Genomic DNA, 19,861 nt, shown 5'->3' with positions numbered 1-19,861 from the left:
CTAAAAATAAATTATGATGGGGCTGTATCCATTTTAAAGTATCCAGTAATGGGCAATATTTCTTTTGCGTCTGATCCAGCCAGTAAACAAATTTTAGTCGTTGAAGATGATTATGATATCGGCGATATTGTGGAGCATTATCTGAAAAAAAATGGCTTCAATGTGCTCAGAGCGCTTAATGGACAGCAAGCCATTGAAATACATGCGCAACAACAGATTGATCTGGTGATTCTTGACGTGAAATTGCCGATCTTAAATGGTTGGGAAGTTTTAAATCATATTCGTCAATCCAAACAAACCCCTGTGATTATGCTGACCGCATTAGATCAAGAAGTGGATAAAGTCACAGCACTTAGAATCGGTGCTGATGACTTTGTGGTAAAACCATTCAATCCAAATGAAATTATTGCCAGAGTTGAGGCCGTATTGAGAAGAAGTGCGATGTCATCTCAGGCGAAAGCCCAAATCATTAGCTTTAAATCAATTGAAATTAATACAGAAACACTTTGTGTATACATTATCAAAGAACATTCGAAAGCACTGTTAAACCTTACCTTAACGGAATTTAAGATCCTTGCGTTGATGTCGCAAGCACCCTACAAGGTTTTTACCCGATCAGAATTAATGAACCATTGCTTGCCCGATGGTGATGCCTTAGAGCGTACTGTAGACAGCCATATCAGTAAATTACGTAAAAAACTGGAAGATCATCATCAAACCGACTTACTGATCAATGTCCGTGGTGTTGGCTATCGTTTAAGGCAAAATGATGAAAAATAATATCGGAATTAGCCGCCAGCTGATTATCACCATGGCCAAAGTGAGTTTATTAACCACTTGCTTTTCCTTGATTTTTGGCTATTTAACTTATTTTGTCGCCATCGAGTTTAAATTGGTCTCACTTGAACAATTAAATTCCGAAGACTGGTCATTTAATTTTGTTGATCTCACTTGGATTTTATTGGTGACTTTATTCGGTTCACTAACCTCTGTTTATTTAGGATTAAAATTAGCGCAACGCTTTATCGCCCCGCTAAATTCTTTAGCCATTGCAGCAAGAGAAATTAGTTTGGGCAATCTTTCCGTAAGAGCACAATTGGACAATCCCTCTTCTGTCGCTGAAATCACAAAGATGATCAATGACTTTAATCGTATGGCAGAAAAACTGGAAATCTCAGTCAACAATGCATCTATTTGGAATGCCGCAATTGCACATGAATTAAGAACACCTGTGACTATCTTACAAGGTCGCTTACAAGGCGTGCTTGACGATATATTCACCCCTGATAAAGCCCTATTAAAAAATTTGCTCAATCAAGTTGAGCAATTGTCATTTTTAATCGAAGATCTAAGAACCCTAAGTCTGGCGGATAATCAACAACTTCGACTTAACCTAGAGTCAGTTTGTCTATCTGACGTCATTACACAATCTGTAAACTTACTTCAAGACCGTTTTGATCAAGCAAAATTAGTCATCGAAACCAATTTATCAGATCAAGCCTGCTTTTTTGACCGACAACGGCTTGAACAGATTTTAATTGCGTTATTTGAAAATGAAATTCGTTATGCACAGGCAGGGATTTTACGGATTAGCACCCAAAAAAAATCAGAAGGTTTGGTTTTAACCATTGAAGATCAAGGACCCGGTATTGCAGATCAGCATATCCCCTTTATATTTGATGCGTTTTATCGACTTGAAGAATCCAGAGGCAAGAAGAATGGTGGCAGCGGTTTAGGTCTATCTGTTGTCAATGCAATTATGATCGCGCATGAAGGTCGGATTGAATATTCCAAGTCACAAGCTTTAGGGGGAAGTTGTTTTAGTATTTTATTTAAGCCTGATAATTAGACTTCTTTCATAAGTCCTTTTTTAAAACATAAATCAACATAAAAGCGCCTTCATTCTAGCCTTCTTCCAGTGGGAGAAGGAACTTTCAATATCAATAGGGTTCACTCCACATAATTATTTTTTGATTTATGAAAGATCTTTATTTAAATATTTAAAATAGGAGTTCAACATCCAAGTATAAAATCGACTCATTTAAACAAACATTCAACTCATCTGTTTTAAATTGACAACTATCAACAACTATAGACAGATAACATAGCGGCCTGAAGCTGATCAAAGCGCTATCCAAGCACATTTCTATGGCTATTGGTCTATGGTTATTGAGGCAAATTTGATTTTAACCTAGCGTAATTTTCTTTAAACGGTAATCCAATGTTGCCCGACTAATTCCAAGCATACGTGCAGCTTCTGAGACATTCTGTTGGCTTTTGTCCATAGCGCTACGAATAATATTTTGTTCAAGTTGATCTAAAGAGAAATTCTCACTAAATAAATCCTCTACATTGATCAGCGATTGTGCAGTTTCACCCACTGCTTCTAAATCCTTATGTTGAGGAAACAAACTGTCCAATTTAATTTCCTGTTGATGATCGGTCAGTAAGGTGGCTCTTTCCAACAAGTTTTCCAACTCACGAATATTGCCAGGCCAATCATATTTCATCATAAAGTTTTTCGCTTTATCACTGAGCCCTTTTAGGGTCTTGTTATACATATTTTCAAAGCGTACCAAAAAGTGATTAATCAGCAAGGGAATATCTTCTCTTCGCTCACGTAAAGGCGGAATAATCACAGGAAAAATATTTAAGCGATAATATAAATCTGCACGGAATTTTCCATCTTTAACGGCCTGCTCTAAATCCTCATTGGTCGCAGCAACAAGTCTGACATCGACTTGGCGGGTGCGACTATCTCCTACCCGTTCAAATTCACCTTCTTGCAGCATACGTAATAACGCAGCTTGTGCACGCGGTGAAAGCTCAACCACTTCATCTAGAAAAATAGTTCCGCCATGGGCACGTTCAAATTTTCCCATTCGAGATTGAACCGCACCAGTAAATGCGCCTTTTTCCACCCCAAACAGTTCTGACTCAATCAGATCAGGAGGAATACAGGCACAATTCACAGCCACAAATGGTTGCGCTTGGCGCTGACTGCCATTATGAATACCCCGTGCAAATGCTTCTTTGCCAACGCCTGTTTCACCCTGTAATAAAACTGCGACTTTACTCCCTGCTGCTTTTTTAAGTAGATCACAGACTTTGCGGTAGGCGACCGACTCGCCAACCGCATTAAACATGGTGTAATCACTTTCAGCATCGGTATAGATATTTTTCTTTAATTGATTGAGTTCCGCCTGTAAGGCAATGATTTCATCTGAGACGGCATCGGGTGACATAAAGCGAATCAACTCATCGGCATTTTCCCATTCACTCAACGGCTTTCCAATGATTCGACAATGCTCATCACCCTGAGCAACGCAATGTGTCTCTTGATAGATAATGGTCTGCCCCATGACAAAGCTGCTATAGCCACAGGCATAGCCCAATAACATCCAACAAGCGGGTTGGTCCGAAGCACCAAATTCACTTAAATGCACCTCTGCCTCAAATGAATTAAGCCAGTTAAAATCTGCATAAAACTGTTTTAAATCATGACTTAAATGCAGCTCATTGACGTCAACCTGTACCATGCCACGGATGCCATGCATTTGCGGTCCAGCCATAAAAGCTTCTGCTTCATTTAAATTTGGTCGTAGTTTTGAGGTCACTTCTGCATCGCGCATGCCAGCTTGGTAACCACAACGAATAAAAAAGCGTTTAGTGCGTTCAAGCCCTAGCATTTGATAGAGATCTTTTCTTAAAAAGCCCAGAATACTGGTATGCATCAACAGCATTCGATTTTCATCAAACCAGATTTGTCCGTGTTGAGCATCAAAAACGATTTTATCGAGTAAATCTTGAATATCTTTGTTCTGTTCCAGTATTTTTTTATATACCTTCACATCTTTGGCTGGGGGCATGATATATCCATCCTTGGCTATATGTCGTTGTGAATGCAATCTTGATATTACCTAATTCTGACCCAAAAGCTTCACTACCTTTTCTTATATTTTCATACCTTTAAGGTATATTGTTTTTATTTTAATCAATATCAAGTCGTTATTGGTTTTTATAAACATTAACTCGACCTTTCCCATCAAAATCACTGTTTCATCTTTTGATGAAATCAGCATCTCTTTAGGTTCATTATTTGATGAAAATAATGCTGTCGTTCTTCATACCTTAATGACCAATAAATAGTAAACAATTGAATTTTAATTAAATTTTAAAGTTGGCACGACTTTTGGAATATCTAGAGCAAACCTAGCACATGAGCATGAAGCTCTACATCGAAATTGTTTTGATGTTGATAAAAGGATAAGCACATGATTGACGCTAAACAACCTACCGCATTGGTCAAATATATCCGTATTACTGGTGAACGGAATGCCAAATTTGTCGAGTTCGATTTTGCCATTCAAGACCCTACGCTATTTGTTGAACTGATTCTCCCCCAACAGGCTTTCCAGCATTTTTGTGAAATTAATCATGTCATTGAAATGACCGCAGAACAACAAGCTTGGAACGATGCGCAGGAAGATAAATGGCGTTATGGCATTGAACCGACTGTTTTAAATCATGCTCGCCAACATTCTGATCAAGACGATCAGGCTTAATTCTACAAGGAGAAAGTAATGACTTTAGAAATTAAAACATCCAATTTGCAACCGATTCGTCAGACTTATGCGTATATCGAACGCCGTTTTGGAGCCAAGCCCGCAACACGCTATCAAGAAGTCAGCTTTGATATTCAAGCTTCGACAAATTTTCACTATCGCCCCTTATGGAAGCCAGATAAAACCTTAAATGATAAAACCCATACGGCTTTGCAAATGCAAGATTGGTATGCATTTAAAGACCCTCGCCAATTTTATTACGGTGCTTATGTGCAACATCGTGCACGTCTGCAAGATACCGCTGAAAGTCATTATGCTTTTTTTGAAAAACGTCAGTTGGTCAATAATCTCAGTGATGAAGTGAAACAAAAAATCATCCAGTGTTTATTACCTTTTCGCTATGTCGAACAAACGGCCAACTTACATATGATGTCAGGCAGTGCCTATGGTTATGGCACTGTCATCACCCAAGCATGTATTTTTGCAGCAATGGATCGTCTCGGTATGGCGCAATACATTTCACGTATTGGCTTAATCCTCGATGGCAATACAGGTGAATCATTACAACAGGCCAAACACGCTTGGCTAAATGATGAAACTTGGCAACCCTTACGTAAACTTTGTGAACAAAGCCTAACCGAACAAGACTGGTTCAAACTTTACATTCTGCAAAATCTGTTGATTGACAGCATGTTACAAGAGCTGGTTTTTGGACAGCTGGATGAATGGCTGGTTGAAAATGGCGGGCGTGATATTGCCATTCTTACTGAATTTATGAAGGACTGTTTAACTGATTTAGCGAAGTGGTCAGACAGTGTTTTAAAAACTGCTATTTCAGAATCTGAAGACAATAAAACCCTGATTCAATCATGGATCACGGAATTACTACCACAAGTTAAGCAAGCATTTAGTGCTTGGGCACAAACTGCACTGACGGATTCTGGGATTGATTCAGGTCTAAATAAGATCTCTGAACGTAGCAAAAAAGCCGGCAACATTTTACTCGATTTAGCAGCATAAGGATTTGCCATCATGACCTCTAAAGTTTATTTAGCATTGCAAGACAATGACACCTCACGCTACATCATTGAAGCGATTGAACAGGACAATCCTGAAGCAACAATTCAATATCTTCCCGCGATGATTCGGGTCGAAAGCACTGGCGAGCTGGTGGTACGTGCAGAAACAGTATCAGAAAAACTTGGGCAAAACTGGGATATCCAAGAACTACAACTCAACATGATTACCTTGGGTGGCAATGTTGATGAAGATGATGACAGTTTTACCTTGAAGTGGAACTAAGCCGTACTTCCCCTAGATTTAAAGCATAAATAGCAGGCAGCTGCAGGTAAGTTAAAGGATGATCAAAATGAATAGCCAAGCCAAAGTAAACAATAAAAAGCTCAATGCCAAAGAACGTTATCGGATACTCACCCGTGATCTAGATTGGGACTTTTCCTATGCAGATCGTAAAGATGCCTTTCCGTATGAAGAGTTTGAAGGCATCAAAATTACCGACTGGTCGAAATGGGAAGATCCTTTCCGTTTAACCATGGATAACTATTGGAAATACCAAGCAGAAAAAGAAAAGAAGCTATATGCCATTTTTGATGCTTTTGCACAAAACAATGGGCAAATGAATGTTTCAAATGAACGTTATGTCAATGCGATTAAATTGTTTTTAACCGCAGTAACCCCGCTTGAGTATCAAGCTTACCAAGGCTATGCCCATGTTGGGCGTCAGTTCAGTGGCATTGGTGCACGTATCGCCTCGCAAATGCAATCCATTGATGAATTACGTCATGTACAAACCCAGATTCATGCGATGAGCCATTACAACAAGTTCTTTGATGGCTTCCAAGACTGGGCACATATGCATGACCGTGTCTGGTACTTGTCTGTACCTAAATCATTCTTTGAAGATGCACGTTCAGCGGGGCCTTTTGAGTTTTTATTAGCAATCAGCTTTGCCTTTGAATATGTCTTAACTAACTTATTGTTCGTTCCTTTCATGTCGGGAGCAGCTTACAACGGTGATATGGCGACCGTAACATTTGGCTTTAGTGCACAATCAGACGAAGCACGCCACATGACGCTAGGACTGGAAATCGTAAAATTCTTACTGGAACAGCACGAAGATAATGTGCCAATCGTACAAGAATGGATTGATAAATGGTTCTGGCGAGGAACTCGCCTGCTGTCCATCGTCGGCATGATGATGGATTACATGTTGCCCAATAAAGTCATGTCATGGAAAGAAGCTTGGGAAACTTATTTTGAAGAAGCAGGTGGCGCTTTGTTTAAAGACTTAAGTCGCTACGGGATCCGTATGCCGAAATATAGTGAAGTGATTAGCAAAGAGAAAGAACATGTTTCGCATCAAGCATGGTGGATTTTCTATAACTTCGGTCATGCAGCAGGCTTCCATACGTGGATTCCAACAGATGAGGAAATGGATTGGCTCTCAGAAAAATATCCTGACACGTTTGATAAATACTATCGCCCACGTTGGGAACTTGCTCGAAAAATGGAAGCTGAAGGTAAACGCTTCTATAGCGCGGGTTTACCTCAATTGTGCCAAGTGTGCCAAATTCCCATGACCTTTACTGAAATGGATGGTGACCCAACGCTATTTAGCTATCGCGATTCAATTTACAAAGATGAGCGTTACCACACTTGCTCTGATGGTTGTCATGACATTTTTGAACGCGAACCTGAGAAATACATCCAAGCGTGGTTGCCTGTACATCAAATTTTGCAGGGTAACTGTGGTGGTCCAGATTTAGAAAGTATTTTAAGGGATTACTACAACTTTAATGTCGGTGCAGACAATCTCGATATTGAAGGTTCACCTGACCAACAGCGCTGGAAAAAGTGGAAAGGCAACGCAGCTTAAACCCTCATCCAAAAATTAAAAAATAAGCAATGGATGTTGTCTAATTCGACAGCATCCGCTCAAGGATTTATTCAAAAGTTTAAGGAAATACACCATGACTGTACAAGCGATTGTTGAAAAATATCAATTTGAACCACTAGATCTACAACAAAATTACGGCGAAAACATGTTGTTGTTTATTGGTTGGGATCATCACACCCTATTTTGTTCGGCACATGCTTTTGTGGTTTCACCAAAACAAAGCTTACAAGCCTTGATCGATGGACAAATTCAGGCGGGTTTTGAGCAACATCCCGATTTTAAACATATTGATTGGTCTAAAGTTGAATTCCGTTTAAACCGCAATCTTTTACAGGCTGATTTTTCTAAGTCCCTAGAAGATTTGGGTTTTGATCATAAATCTCTCCTGCGCTTTGTAACGCCTGATCTAACGGGTTACCAAGGCACACATGTTTAAGGAGAACACAGATGAGCTATCAAGTCACGATTGAACCAGCAGGAACCATCATTCAAGTTGAAGAAGATCAAACCATTTTAGATGCAGCATTGCGTCAAGGTGTTTGGTTGCCCTTTGCTTGCGGACATGGCACTTGTGGTACATGTAAAGTTCAAGTCACAGACGGTTTTTATGATGTTGGTGAAGCCTCACCTTTTGCGCTTATGGACATTGAACGTGAAGAAAATAAAGTGTTGGCTTGTTGTTGCAAGCCCGAATCTGACATGGTCATCGAAGCTGATGTGGATGAAGACGAGGATTTCTTAGGCTATTTAGTCCAAGACTACCAAGCCAAAGTCATTGAAATAACGGATTTATCGCCGACGATTAAAGGTGTTCGACTTCAACTTGATCGACCAATGCAATTTCAAGCAGGCCAATACATCAATATCCAACTCCCCAATATTGAAGGAACCCGGGCATTTTCAATCGCCAATACACCGAGCGAAGCAAATCTGATCGAATTACATATTCGTAAAGTGCAAGGGGGTGCTGCAACACGCTATGTGCATGATGAACTGAGTGTTGGTGAAGAAATGGCGCTTTCAGGACCTTATGGACAATTTTTTGTGCGTAAGTCTGATCAGCAAAATGTCATTTTCATTGCAGGTGGTTCAGGTCTTTCAAGCCCTCAATCGATGATTCTGGATCTTTTAGAACAAGGTGACACCCGTATCATTTATTTGTTCCAAGGTGCACGGGATGTTGCTGAATTATATAACCGTGAAAAATTCGAACAGCTTGTCAAAGAATATCCAAATTTCAGATACATCCCTGCTTTAAATGCGCCTAAGCCAGAAGACCAATGGACAGGGTTTACAGGCTATGTACATGAAGCGGTTGCCAATTATTTTGAAAATAAATGCAGTGGGCACAAAGCATATTTATGTGGCCCGCCACCGATGATTGATGCCGCCATCTCCACCTTGATGCAAAGCCGTTTATTTGAAAAAGACATCCATACCGAACGCTTTTTAAGTGCTGCAGATGGTGCAAATGGGCAATCACGTTCGGCACTTTTTAGACACATCTAAAGTTGAGTGGTTGAACCCTTAAATTATCCAATATACCAACACCAGCGTGAGTGATCTGCACCGATTCCAGATCGCTCTCAAGATACTCATGCCAAATACTCATATCAATCAAAGGAAGATGATGATGAATAGACAACAAATCGATAGCCTCGTTCAGCAAATGAATGTCGCGACAGCAACAGGTGAAGTCAATCTGCGTGTTCAGCAAATCGTTGTTCGTTTACTTGGTGATTTATTCCAAGCCATTGAAGACTTAGATATGTCTCAAACCGAGCTTTGGAAAGGCTTAGAATATTTGACAGATGCAGGTCAAGCCAATGAACTGGGACTTTTGGCAGCAGGTCTCGGGCTAGAACATTATTTAGATTTACGTGCAGATGAAGCAGATGCTAAAGCCGGTATTACAGGTGGAACACCACGAACAATTGAAGGACCGCTTTATGTTGCAGGTGCGCCTGAGTCCGTTGGCTTTGCTCGTATGGATGATGGCTCTGAATCTGGGTATGTCGATGCCTTAATCATTGAAGGCATTGTCACAGACACTGCTGGACAGATTATTCCCAATGCAAAAGTAGAAATCTGGCATGCCAACAGTTTAGGCAACTATTCATTCTTTGATAAATCTCAATCTGCATTTAATTTACGCCGCAGTATTTTCACCGATACACAAGGTCAATATATCGCTCAAACCACCATGCCTGTCGGTTATGGCTGTCCACCTGAAGGTACAACACAAGCTTTACTCAATTTGTTGGGGCGACATGGTAACCGCCCTTCGCATGTTCACTACTTTGTCTCTGCGCCAGGTTATCGCAAACTGACCACCCAATTTAATATTGAAGGTGACAAATACCTTTGGGATGACTTTGCCTTTGCTACTCGTGATGGACTGATCGCTACTGCGCTAGATGTAACGGATCTCGCGAAAATTAAACAATACAATTTAGATAAAGCCTTTAAACATATCGAGTTTAATTTCCAATTGGTCAAGGACGCTGATCAACTCCCCTCTACAAAGGTTGATCGTCGTCGGGTAGCCGCTTAGTCAACAATGTAGTGATGCTTAACCCGTTTAGCTACAGCTACCTGCAATAAAAATATCATTGAAAAGGAATTTCTATGAAACAATTGATGTTCAAACTTTCAATTCCACTAATGCTCGGTTTAACCAGTAGCATTGCCTGTGCCACAGAAAATGGGGCTGACTCATTTGCCCTCGGTGCAGAAGGTATGATGGCGGGCGCACTACCACCCGCTGGCGTGTATCTATTAAGCTATTATCAAAATTACCATGCTGGAAGTTTTGATAATGGCCCAGCGAATTTTCATTTAGATGTAAATGCCTTTATCCCCCGTTTGGTTTGGATGACAGAACAAAACTATCTCGGTGGTCAACTGGGTTTCTATGCCATACAGCCTATGGTAGATCTCAGATTATCTGCAGCGGGGATGTCAGATCATAACAGTGGCTTAGGTGATTTAATGTTGGGGTCAATGTTAGGTTGGCATCAAGGAGATCACCACTGGATTGCTGCGATAGAAACAGTACTCGCCACAGGTCAATATGATAAGGCCACAGCACAACAGCCTTTGGTCGCCAATATTGGCAAAAACTACAATACTGTTCGACCGATTTTTGCTTACAGCTATGCCCCAAAAAATGGTTTAGATATTTCAACTAAAATTTCTTATAGCTTTAATACTGAAAATGATGATACCCAATACAAATCTGGGGAATATTTTGCTGGTGATTATAGTCTTGGATATAAACTTACTGATCAGGTTAAAGTGGCTGTTGAAGGCTATGCTTTTAAGCAAACCAAGTCCGATAAGCAACAGGGTGAAAATATTGCGATGCGTGGACAAGTTTTGGCAATTGGTCCTGCAATACAATATCAAGATAAAAACTGGTCAATTGAAGCAAAGTATTTAAAAGAAACTCATGTTGAAAATCGTCCTGAAGGCCATACCAGTGTATTAAAATTTGTTTGGGCTTTTTAGTGGCTATGCTTTGCATTCAACAGTATTTGGTTTTTTGTGCTGATGCTCAAATGTAGTTGTTAAATCATACTCTTAACCAGTCATTAACGCCGAATGAGACTCATTCGGCGTTAATTTAGAAACCGTCAATTCGGATTAAAGTAAAGCTGCAATATATCAACATAAATCACTTCGGTTTACGCCAAGGATTATTTATAAATCTAATACCAATTTTTTGCCTTTGGCACGAGATACACAAATCATCATCGATTGTTGTGATGCCTTTTCATCATCACTCAAATACTGATCAAAGTGCTCTGCCTCACCGTCTAGAATTGCAGTTTCACAAGTACCACACACCCCTTCACGACACAAACACTCAACATCAATATTCAGTGCTTCAATCGCCTGTAAAATAGTCTGGTTGCCTTGAACTTCAACTTGCTGATTGGATTTCGCTAAAACCACAGTAAACGCTTCACCATCTTCAGGTACGGTTGAAGCAAATTGTTCCCAATGAATATATTCATCTCGATAACGATGAAAATTACACCGATCAATCACCGCATCAATCATTGGCTTTGGCCCACAGACATAAACGTGTGTGCCCTTTGGCTGTGCGGAAATTAATTGATCGAGATCAAGGCATTTCCCATCTGAATCGATATAACTAAAAATATGTTCAGCATGTTTTTGTTTAAGCTCTTGCAACAGTGCAGCATGCTCTGGCGAACGATAGGCATAATGCAATTCGTAATCTGCCCCACGTGCAGCCAACTCATCCATTTGCGGCACAAAAGGCGTAATCCCAATCCCACCCGCAATTAAAATATGTTTTGCGCCATTTTCAGCCAGTGGAAATAAATTTTTAGGTTCTGAAATCAGAATTTCACAGCCTTCATTGCATTGCTCATGCATATAGATCGAGCCACCTTTACCTTCTACATCTTTGCGTACGCATACTTGGTAAGTGCTAAGATCCTGAGCACAGCTCATCAGTGAATAGGCATTGGAAAGCTGATCATTCATTTTAACAATGATATGACTGCCCCCATTAAACTGAGGAAAATTTTGTCCATCCTGACGTTTAAATGTAAACCGTTTGATCAATGGTGTAAGTTGCTCTACCCCTGTGACCACTGATGCAAACATTTCATAATGACTTGCCATGTCTAAATCCTCTTTACCACATGTTGCTTTTTTAAGTACTTATTCAAGCGCTTTCTCATCGGAGGGCAGCGTGTTGGATGATCATCAATGAATGTCCAACACGCCTTTATCCTATAGCCCTAAACACATATATTTAATGGTCATGAATTCTTCTAAGCCATACTTAGAACCTTCACGGCCTACCCCTGATTGCTTCACACCGCCAAACGGGACCACTTCATTTGAAATTGCAGTTGAGTTCATCCCCACCATGCCATATTCAAGTTTTTCTGCGACACGCCAGATCCGTGAAATGCTTTCGCTATACACATAGGCTGCCAAACCAAAGATGGTGTCATTGGCTTGGGCAACCACATCTGCTTCATCACTAAATCGAATCAGTGGTGCCACTGGCCCAAAGATTTCTTCTTTGACAATTTCCATGCTTTGATCCACATCAGTAAGCACGGTTGGTTCAAAAAAGGTCTGTCCAAGTGCATGCTGTTTACCACCACAAGCCACTTGTGCACCTTTTTTTCGTGCATCATCAATCAACTGTTGAGCCTTAAGGACGGCTTTTTCATTAATTAAAGGCCCTATCTGTACATTTTCTTCAAGACCATTACCAATCTTAAACTTTTCAACTTCTTGCACAAATTTCTCAGTAAATGCCGGATAAACCTTGTCATGTACATAAATACGGTTGGCACAAACACAGGTTTGCCCTGCATTACGGAATTTGGCAAAAATTGCACCTTGTACTGCTTTATCTAAATCCGCATCATCAAAAATAATCAATGGCGCATTTCCACCAAGTTCGAGCGCAAGTTTTTTAATCGTGTCTGAACATTGCTGCATCAATAAACGACCAACAGGTGTTGAGCCAGTAAAAGTCAGTTTTTTGACTTTTTCATGACTGGTAAATACTGCACCGATTTCTTGTGACTGACCTGTTACAACATTGATCACCCCAGCAGGAATCCCTGCCATTTCTGCAAGTTTGGCAATGGCCAAGGCGCAATAAGGCGTTTCATTGGCAGGTTTAATCACAATGGTACAACCCGCAGCTAAAGCTGGCGCAGCTTTACGGGTAATCATAGCGATTGGGAAATTCCAAGGGGTGATCGCGGCAACCACACCTACAGGTTCCTTGGTAATGATAAAACGCTGTTGATTATTGGTGGTAGGAATCACATCACCATAAACTCGCTTGCCCTCTTCTGCGAACCATTGAATAAATGAAGCAGCATATTTCACTTCACCTAAAGCTTCAGCCAAAGGCTTGCCTTGTTCAATGGTCATGATACGAGCCAGTTCGTCAGCATGTGCCAATACCAACTGATACCAAGCCAATAATAAATCTGCGCGTTTTTGTGCAGTTAAGGCTTTCCACGTTGCTAAGGCTTGATATGCAGCATCAACCGCTAGGCTTGCTTCTGCCGCCCCCATATTGGGAATAAGCCCAATCTCTTCACCTGTTGCTGGATTGGTGACGGGTACAGTGGCATTGGATTGTGCATTGATCCACTGACCATTTACCCATCCGCGTTGTTGAAATAGCGGACTACCTTGCAAACTTGACATGTCATGATCCTATGGTTTGAAAGCAAGGTACGACTTTATTTGCCGCACCTTTAACTTGAGCGCTTCTCTAAATAACACATGATTGAGCTCTTGGCCCCAGTGATAATTTGAGAGGCTCCCTTAAATGATTATTTGTGATATTGCGCAACGAGGTTTTGGAAATAAGCAATGCCGTGTTCACTAATCCCCGAACGTTGCTTATCCGTCATGATTCGCCCTTGACCGCGATAACCACGTGACTTTAAGCCACGTTGCACACTTTCAACCAGATTTAAATCTTCTGGGCGGAAGACATTACGATACCATTCAATCAAATCTTTTTGGTCTTGAGTCAGTTCTTCATTGGTAAAGTAAATATCATAATGTTGTAATGTCGTTTCAGCATCTACAGGAAATTCATAGATCACGGTCATAAAATTACCGCCTGGTGGCACATTAAACATGGTGCAAGGCCATGTCCAAAAACCACTAAAGGTTGGATCTTGTACCGATGGATCCAGCTTGAAGGATTTTTCTGAAGAACGTGCATAACCGTATTGCAAGGTCCAGTTTTGATGTGTGGTATGCCAATATTTATCCACCTGAACAGAATCGGCAAAGCCCGGATGCGCAGGTCCGCAGTGATAACATTCCATATAGTTATCTACAATCACTTTCCAGTTCGCTGGTGTTTCCGTCACAAAGCGTGCTGCAAGTTTTAAATCTTTGATGACCGCACAAGTTTCATTGAGCTTTTGTGCAAACTCAGGCAATTGATCTTCAACACAAGTGGCATTTTCATCCATATTGATAAAGATAAAACCGGCATACTCTTCAACTTTTACAGGCACCATACTTGAGTTTTGTTTATCAAAGGATTCAACATGATCACAGTTACGTGCCAGCGCCAAACTTCCGTCTAGCTTAAATGTCCATGCATGATAAGGACAGGTAATCACATTCTTCGCTTTACCACTGCCACTTAACAACTCATGTCCACGATGCGGACAGACATTATAAAAAGCCCGTAATACGCTGTCTTTACCGCGAATCACAATAATATTTTCACCAATGACCTTACGGGTAATATAGTCATTGGCTTGTGCCACTTCACTGCCGTGTGCAACGCAAATCCAGCTTTTTGCAAAAATTTCTTCTTTTTCAAGCTCGAAAACTTGAGACGATGTATAGAACACTTTGGGAAATGTCCAAGCAACGTCTGGGTTTGAACAGAAATCTTCTGGTAATTTTTCAACTGCATTCATGTTTTTACTCCATTAAACTCTTTTTTGTCCTAACGACCGTTTGTTTAAAATTGGCTGATGTTCAAATCAATTGAACATTGGCTTTAACGAATTCAGCATGCGCTGATATAAATCTTGCACCACAGGACAGTCACGTACTAACCGTAAACTGCCATGTAGTAATCCTTTACCGAGATAAAATTCGGTTGCAATATTGGCCTGTTTTAACTTGTCAGCAAAAATACGCCCATCATCACTGAGTGGGTCATACTCAGCCACAGCAATAAAACTACGGGGCATATCAGAAAAATCCTGTGCCAACAGTGGTGATAAACGTAAGTCCTGCCAGTCGCTTGTATTTGGCGCATAGGCTTGCAAGTAATCATGCATATCCGCTAGCGACAGTAACGGTGCATCTGCTTGCTGCTGACAGGATGCCGTATCAAAACCACTACTCAAACATGGGTAAATCATTGCCAGACCACAGGCTTGAGCCCCTGTATGTTGTAATTGCACTGCAAGTGCAGCCGCTAAATTACCGCCCGCACTGTCCCCCATCAAAACAATTTGATTTGGATTAATCTTCCATTGCAGACCATGTTGATAGAGCCAGTGATATACCATTTCACAGTCTTCATATGCAGCTGGAAAATGGTGTTCTGGTGTTAAGCGATAATCCACACTTAGCACAGCAACATTTAAATCACGACATAAATAGCGAGTGATAAACTCATGTGAATCAAGATTTCCCACCATCCAACCACCACCATGAAGATATAAAATACATGGCCAACCTGTCGCTGGTGCTTCACCCAATGGTGAATACAACCGAACATTGACTGGATGATTGAGCTGCGGCACAGTTTTATCTTCAATATTGACCGTACCATCACGTGGTAAGGTGTAATGTAAGCACATCGCATCATACGCAGCCCGAATAGAATCGATATCATCATCCGCAGGTGAATAAATGCTGCTCCAATACACCAGACTCTGCATTTCTTCACTCAATCTATAGTGCATGCTCGGTTGTTGTGTCATGACAATTCCTTTTGACTGGTTTTATCCGCAGTGGATTCAATTGCAACATCAATGTGCATATGTTTATTTGCATCTGTTTGATCTAAAGATTCCAACTCACTAAAACTCATTTGCTCTATCAGATGGGATGGAACCTTTGAATAATCCTCAATCAACCATTTCACCAAGCCATAGGTCTGTATCAAAATAATCACAATGAATGGCAAAGCAGTCACAATGGTCGCGGTCTTCATGGTGTCCAAAGGTGCTTTAGAGAAAATCATCGCAATCGGGACAAGGGTTAGCATCACACACCAGAACAAACGTGCATTTGGTGATGGGTCTTGCCCCTCACGTAAACCACGGGTACAAGTTGCCGACACTGCATAGCCCACAGCATCCATATGTGCTGCAAGAAAAATCACCATAATCCCAAGGAAAATCCACATCATCAGCTTGCCTGCAGGCAATAAACCAAGCAGTTGGCTAATCGCAACTTCACCACCTTGTTGGCTTAAAACTTGTGGCACATTGACCATACCGTGAATAAAGTTATAGACACTGTAGTTTTCAAACACCCCAAAGATGAACCATAAACCAACGCTACCGCCGATGACCATGGCAAGAATCACTTCTTTGATGGTACGTCCCTTTGAAACACGCGTTACAAATAACGCCACACCCGGTGCATAAGAAATCCACCATAACCAATAAAATACGGTCCATTCACGGGTGAACTTTCCATCGCCCATTGGGTCGGTAAATAAACTCATATCGACAAAATTGGTTGCCATTAAGCCAAAGCTCATCAGCGAGTTATTCATAATGAATTGGGTCGGCCCAAAGCACAGCACATAAATCGCAAACAACACCACACCTAAACACACCATATGGCTGAGACGTTGCATGCCCTTATCCATCCCCACATAAGAACTCAGGGCGAATAAAATCGATACTGCAAAAATAATCACCACTTTGGTCATAAAGGTATTGGGGATACCTGTCAGCTGCGACAAAATATTGGTAAAAGTCACCGCAGTCAGCACCAAAGAAATTGTTAAAGCACCGAACATACACAACAAGAACATCAGATCGACAAGGCGTCCAACAGGTCCAGTTGCCTTAAAGCCAGTGACCGCTTCAATCATTGAAGCCAAACTCAAGCCTTTATTCTTTCTGACGTGGTAGCTATAACACAGTGAAATTGAAGCCAGCGCATAGATCGACCAAGCACTCAATCCCGAATGAAAGAATGAGTAAGCAACGCTATATTTCAATGCTTCTGCAGATTCAGGAGTTAAATTTAAACCCGGTGTTTGATAATAATAAGCCCAGTCTAAGAAGCCCCAATATAAGGTCGAAGAACCAATACCCGATAAAATGAACATGAAAATCCATGACATGGTACTGTATTGCGGTTTGCCTTCACCTAATTTGATTTTTCCATATTTACTGAACGCCAAAGCAAAGGTAAAAATAATTGATAAAAATGCAAATAAAAGCACTGGTGTAGTAAAAACAGATGTTGTCCACTTCATCCATTGAGCAGCAAGCTGTATAGATTCAGTCGAGTAAATTGCCAAACCAGCCACCGAAATAAACACAACGGCAAGACTGGTTATTGCAAGTGTCTTATCTGTATAAAGTTTTGTATTTTGATTATCCATATCCATTCAATCCATCTTGGATCCTGATTGTTTATTCCCTAAGGGCGATTACTCCATCGCGAATAAGTCCATTTTTTGATGTGTTACAAATGCTGCTATCGCATCTCCAACGTCGTCCGTTTTGGCTGTTCCACCCACATCTGGTGTTTTTGGGCCATGTAGCAATACATGTTCAATCGCCTGCATAATCTCTTGACCTGCTTGAACCACCTGTTCGTCGCCATCTGCCAAGAAATCCAACATCATTGCGCCAGACCAGATTGCAGCAATTGGATTGGCAATTTTTTGACCATAAATATCGGGTGCAGAACCATGTACAGGTTCAAACAACGATGGGAAATTACGTTCTGGATTTAAGTTTGCAGAAGCAGCTAAACCAATCGTTCCTGTACATGCAGGTCCCAAATCCGACAAAATATCACCAAATAAGTTTGAAGCAACCACGACATCAAAACGTTCAGGCTGTAACACAAAACGCGCGGCCAAAATATCGACATGCTGTTTGTCTGCCTTGATTTGCGGATATTGTTTTGCCATCTCATCAACACGTTCATCCCAATACGGCATACTGACTGCAATACCATTTGATTTGGTTGCAGCGGTAACTTTTTTAGCATCGCGTTGATTGGCAAACTCAAAAGCATATTTCAAAATGCGGTCTACACCATGACGGGTAAACACAGCTTCTTGTAAAACAAACTCACGCTCAGTACCTTCAAAAGCCTTACCACCTATCGCAGAGTATTCACCTTCGCTATTTTCACGTACCACGTAGAAATCAATATCCCCCGGTTTTTTACCTGCAAGTGGGCATTTCACCCCTGGCATTAAACGTACTGGACGTAAATTCACATATTGATCAAAACGACGACGGAACTGTAGCAATGACCCCCAAAGAGAAATATGATCTGGCACTTTTTCAGGCCAACCCACTGCACCAAAGAAAATCGCATCGTATTGCTGTAAAATTTCAAACCAGTTGTCGGGCATCATTTTTCCGTGTTCAAGATAGTAATCACAACTTGCCCACTCAAACGCATCGAACTGTAGCGCTATGCCATATTTGTCTGCAGCTGCCTTTACAACCTTGATCCCTTCTGGTAGAACTTCTAACCCGATTCCATCGCCTGCAATCGTCGCAACTTTATACTTTTTTGCCATAACGCTCCCTTACACCTTTGGTTAATATCCTTAGCTGTAAACATGCTATTTTCAGCAAAAATGATCAATAATAAAACTATCACCCCAATGGACACGGATCGTGAATAATCTACCTAACCTATCGGATTTAAAGGTTTTTTGCACAGTCGCAAAACGTAAAAGTTTTGTTGATTCTGCTGAGGAACTGGGTGTTTCGCCTGCATTTATTAGTAAGCGTATCAACATTTTAGAAAACAATTTAAACTGTAAATTGTTTCATCGCAGTACACGTCATGTCAGTTTGACTGAAGATGGCAAACTGATTTTGGAGCGAGTCGCTCATATTTTGGATGAATTTGATGAAATCAGTGAGTTGGTCAATAACCCATTAAGTACCCCCACAGGGCATCTTGATATTGTCAGCAGCTTTGGTTTTGGGCGGAAACATGTTGCACCAATCCTGTCTAAACTGCTGACCATGTATCCAAAATTAGAAATTCAGTTTGATACAATTGATAATACGAAAGATTTAATTCAACACAGTATTGATCTGGATATTCGGATTGGCAATGAAATTGCACCCAATATGATTGCCAAAAAAATGGTTTCTAATTTCCGAATTTTTTGTGCTGCACCAAGCTATTTACTGAAAAATGGAATGCCTGAAAGTTTAGACGATTTGCGTAGTCATGATTGTTTAACCATCAGTGAACGTGACCAATCTTCGGTATTATGGAAATTACGCCACGCTTCAGAAGATATGTCGGTACATGTCACCCCACGTTTTATCTCCAACAATGGTGAAATTATTCACCAATTAGCAGTCGAAGGTCATGGCATTATCTTACGTTCAATTTGGGATGTTGCAGATGAGTTGATTAGCGGTCAGTTACAGCATATTTTGCCTGAATACTGGCAAGATGCCGATGTATGGGCAGTCTATCCGTCACGTTTAAAAAGCTCGTCTAAATTACAGACCTGTATCCTGTTTATCCAAAATGAATTACAGAATCGATTGCAGCATGTTCAGAACCTATCACGTGGACAACTGATTCAACCGGTAGAATCGGTAACACAGCACGCTGAAAAGGTATTTTTATAATCGAG

The 19,861-nt window shown here is 40.9% G+C and carries 18 protein-coding genes; 11 read left to right on the top strand and 7 right to left on the bottom strand.

The window, feature by feature from the left end:
- Positions 1–48: 48 nt before the first annotated feature.
- Complete coding sequence (adeR, locus tag AC07U8_RS08215; protein ID WP_004721351.1) at positions 49–780, top strand: efflux system response regulator transcription factor AdeR; 732 nt, start codon at positions 49–51, stop codon at positions 778–780.
- Positions 770–1,849 carry a two-component sensor histidine kinase AdeS gene (gene adeS, locus AC07U8_RS08210; RefSeq protein WP_270384680.1) on the top strand — a complete coding sequence of 360 codons (1,080 nt, stop codon included), beginning with the start codon at positions 770–772 and terminating at the stop codon, positions 1,847–1,849. The genes adeR and adeS overlap by 11 nt, the downstream gene beginning before the upstream one ends.
- 337 nt (positions 1,850–2,186) lie before the next feature.
- Here adeS and mobR read toward each other — a convergent pair whose 3' ends face one another.
- On the bottom strand, positions 2,187–3,869 hold the full coding sequence (gene mobR, locus AC07U8_RS08205; RefSeq protein ID WP_494737674.1) for a phenol degradation transcriptional regulator MobR: 1,683 nt from the start codon (positions 3,867–3,869) through the stop codon (positions 2,187–2,189).
- A 405-nt stretch (positions 3,870–4,274) separates the two neighbouring features.
- On the opposite strand from mobR, the gene AC07U8_RS08200 reads away from it, so the two are divergent.
- From AC07U8_RS08200 to AC07U8_RS08165, 8 genes are all read left to right on the top strand, one after another.
- Entirely contained in the window at positions 4,275–4,565 is a 291-nt protein-coding gene (locus AC07U8_RS08200) for a phenol hydroxylase subunit (protein WP_004820638.1), read from the top strand.
- A gap of 18 nt (positions 4,566–4,583) precedes the next feature.
- Positions 4,584–5,585, top strand: a complete 1,002-nt coding sequence (locus AC07U8_RS08195) for an aromatic/alkene monooxygenase hydroxylase subunit beta (RefSeq protein WP_151802777.1) — start codon at positions 4,584–4,586, stop codon at positions 5,583–5,585.
- Between the two features lie 12 nt (positions 5,586–5,597).
- A complete protein-coding gene (locus AC07U8_RS08190) occupies positions 5,598–5,867 on the top strand; it encodes an MmoB/DmpM family protein (protein ID WP_004721361.1) in 270 nt (89 codons plus the stop codon).
- Positions 5,868–5,934: 67 nt separating this feature from the next.
- The gene (locus tag AC07U8_RS08185) at positions 5,935–7,461 is read left to right on the top strand and encodes an aromatic/alkene/methane monooxygenase hydroxylase/oxygenase subunit alpha (protein ID WP_004820631.1); all 1,527 of its coding nucleotides are present in this window, start codon (positions 5,935–5,937) and stop codon (positions 7,459–7,461) included.
- A gap of 94 nt (positions 7,462–7,555) precedes the next feature.
- Positions 7,556–7,918 carry a phenol hydroxylase subunit P4 gene (locus tag AC07U8_RS08180; protein WP_034615115.1) on the top strand — a complete coding sequence of 121 codons (363 nt, stop codon included), beginning with the start codon at positions 7,556–7,558 and terminating at the stop codon, positions 7,916–7,918.
- Between the two features lie 11 nt (positions 7,919–7,929).
- On the top strand, positions 7,930–8,991 hold the full coding sequence (locus AC07U8_RS08175) for an NADH:ubiquinone reductase (Na(+)-transporting) subunit F (RefSeq protein ID WP_096733830.1): 1,062 nt from the start codon (positions 7,930–7,932) through the stop codon (positions 8,989–8,991).
- A gap of 124 nt (positions 8,992–9,115) precedes the next feature.
- A complete protein-coding gene (catA, locus tag AC07U8_RS08170; RefSeq protein ID WP_270384674.1) occupies positions 9,116–10,036 on the top strand; it encodes a catechol 1,2-dioxygenase in 921 nt (306 codons plus the stop codon).
- Positions 10,037–10,110: 74 nt separating this feature from the next.
- The gene (locus AC07U8_RS08165) at positions 10,111–10,992 is read left to right on the top strand and encodes a SphA family protein (RefSeq protein ID WP_270384672.1); all 882 of its coding nucleotides are present in this window, start codon (positions 10,111–10,113) and stop codon (positions 10,990–10,992) included.
- Positions 10,993–11,184: 192 nt separating this feature from the next.
- On the opposite strand, the gene cntB is transcribed toward AC07U8_RS08165, so the two are convergent.
- The 6 genes from cntB to AC07U8_RS08135 all read right to left on the bottom strand — a co-directional run bounded on the left by cntB (position 11,185) and on the right by AC07U8_RS08135 (position 18,775).
- Positions 11,185–12,141, bottom strand: a complete 957-nt coding sequence (gene cntB / locus AC07U8_RS08160; RefSeq protein ID WP_287838825.1) for a carnitine monooxygenase, reductase subunit CntB — start codon at positions 12,139–12,141, stop codon at positions 11,185–11,187.
- Positions 12,142–12,252: 111 nt separating this feature from the next.
- Positions 12,253–13,704, bottom strand: coding sequence for an NAD-dependent succinate-semialdehyde dehydrogenase (locus AC07U8_RS08155; RefSeq protein ID WP_270384667.1), 1,452 nt, complete (start codon positions 13,702–13,704; stop codon positions 12,253–12,255).
- 128 nt (positions 13,705–13,832) lie between these two features.
- Positions 13,833–14,948 carry a carnitine monooxygenase subunit alpha gene (cntA, locus tag AC07U8_RS08150; RefSeq protein ID WP_151802783.1) on the bottom strand — a complete coding sequence of 372 codons (1,116 nt, stop codon included), beginning with the start codon at positions 14,946–14,948 and terminating at the stop codon, positions 13,833–13,835.
- Between the two features lie 66 nt (positions 14,949–15,014).
- Positions 15,015–15,968 (bottom strand): alpha/beta hydrolase, encoded by a 954-nt coding sequence (locus AC07U8_RS08145; protein WP_494737673.1) that lies wholly within the window; start codon positions 15,966–15,968, stop codon positions 15,015–15,017.
- Positions 15,965–17,620 (bottom strand): BCCT family transporter, encoded by a 1,656-nt coding sequence (locus AC07U8_RS08140; RefSeq protein ID WP_151802785.1) that lies wholly within the window; start codon positions 17,618–17,620, stop codon positions 15,965–15,967. The genes AC07U8_RS08145 and AC07U8_RS08140 overlap by 4 nt, the downstream gene beginning before the upstream one ends.
- A gap of 42 nt (positions 17,621–17,662) precedes the next feature.
- Positions 17,663–18,775, bottom strand: a complete 1,113-nt coding sequence (locus AC07U8_RS08135) for a tartrate dehydrogenase (RefSeq protein WP_004721382.1) — start codon at positions 18,773–18,775, stop codon at positions 17,663–17,665.
- A gap of 100 nt (positions 18,776–18,875) precedes the next feature.
- On the opposite strand from AC07U8_RS08135, the gene AC07U8_RS08130 reads away from it, so the two are divergent.
- Positions 18,876–19,856, top strand: a complete 981-nt coding sequence (locus tag AC07U8_RS08130; protein WP_004721384.1) for a LysR family transcriptional regulator — start codon at positions 18,876–18,878, stop codon at positions 19,854–19,856.
- The last annotated feature ends 5 nt before the right edge of the window (positions 19,857–19,861 follow it).

This window comes from Acinetobacter sp. GW821-FHT01E09 (assembly GCF_059422385.1).
The sequence above is the reverse complement of the archived record's forward strand: the minus strand, read 5'-3'. Positions and strand labels throughout refer to the sequence as shown.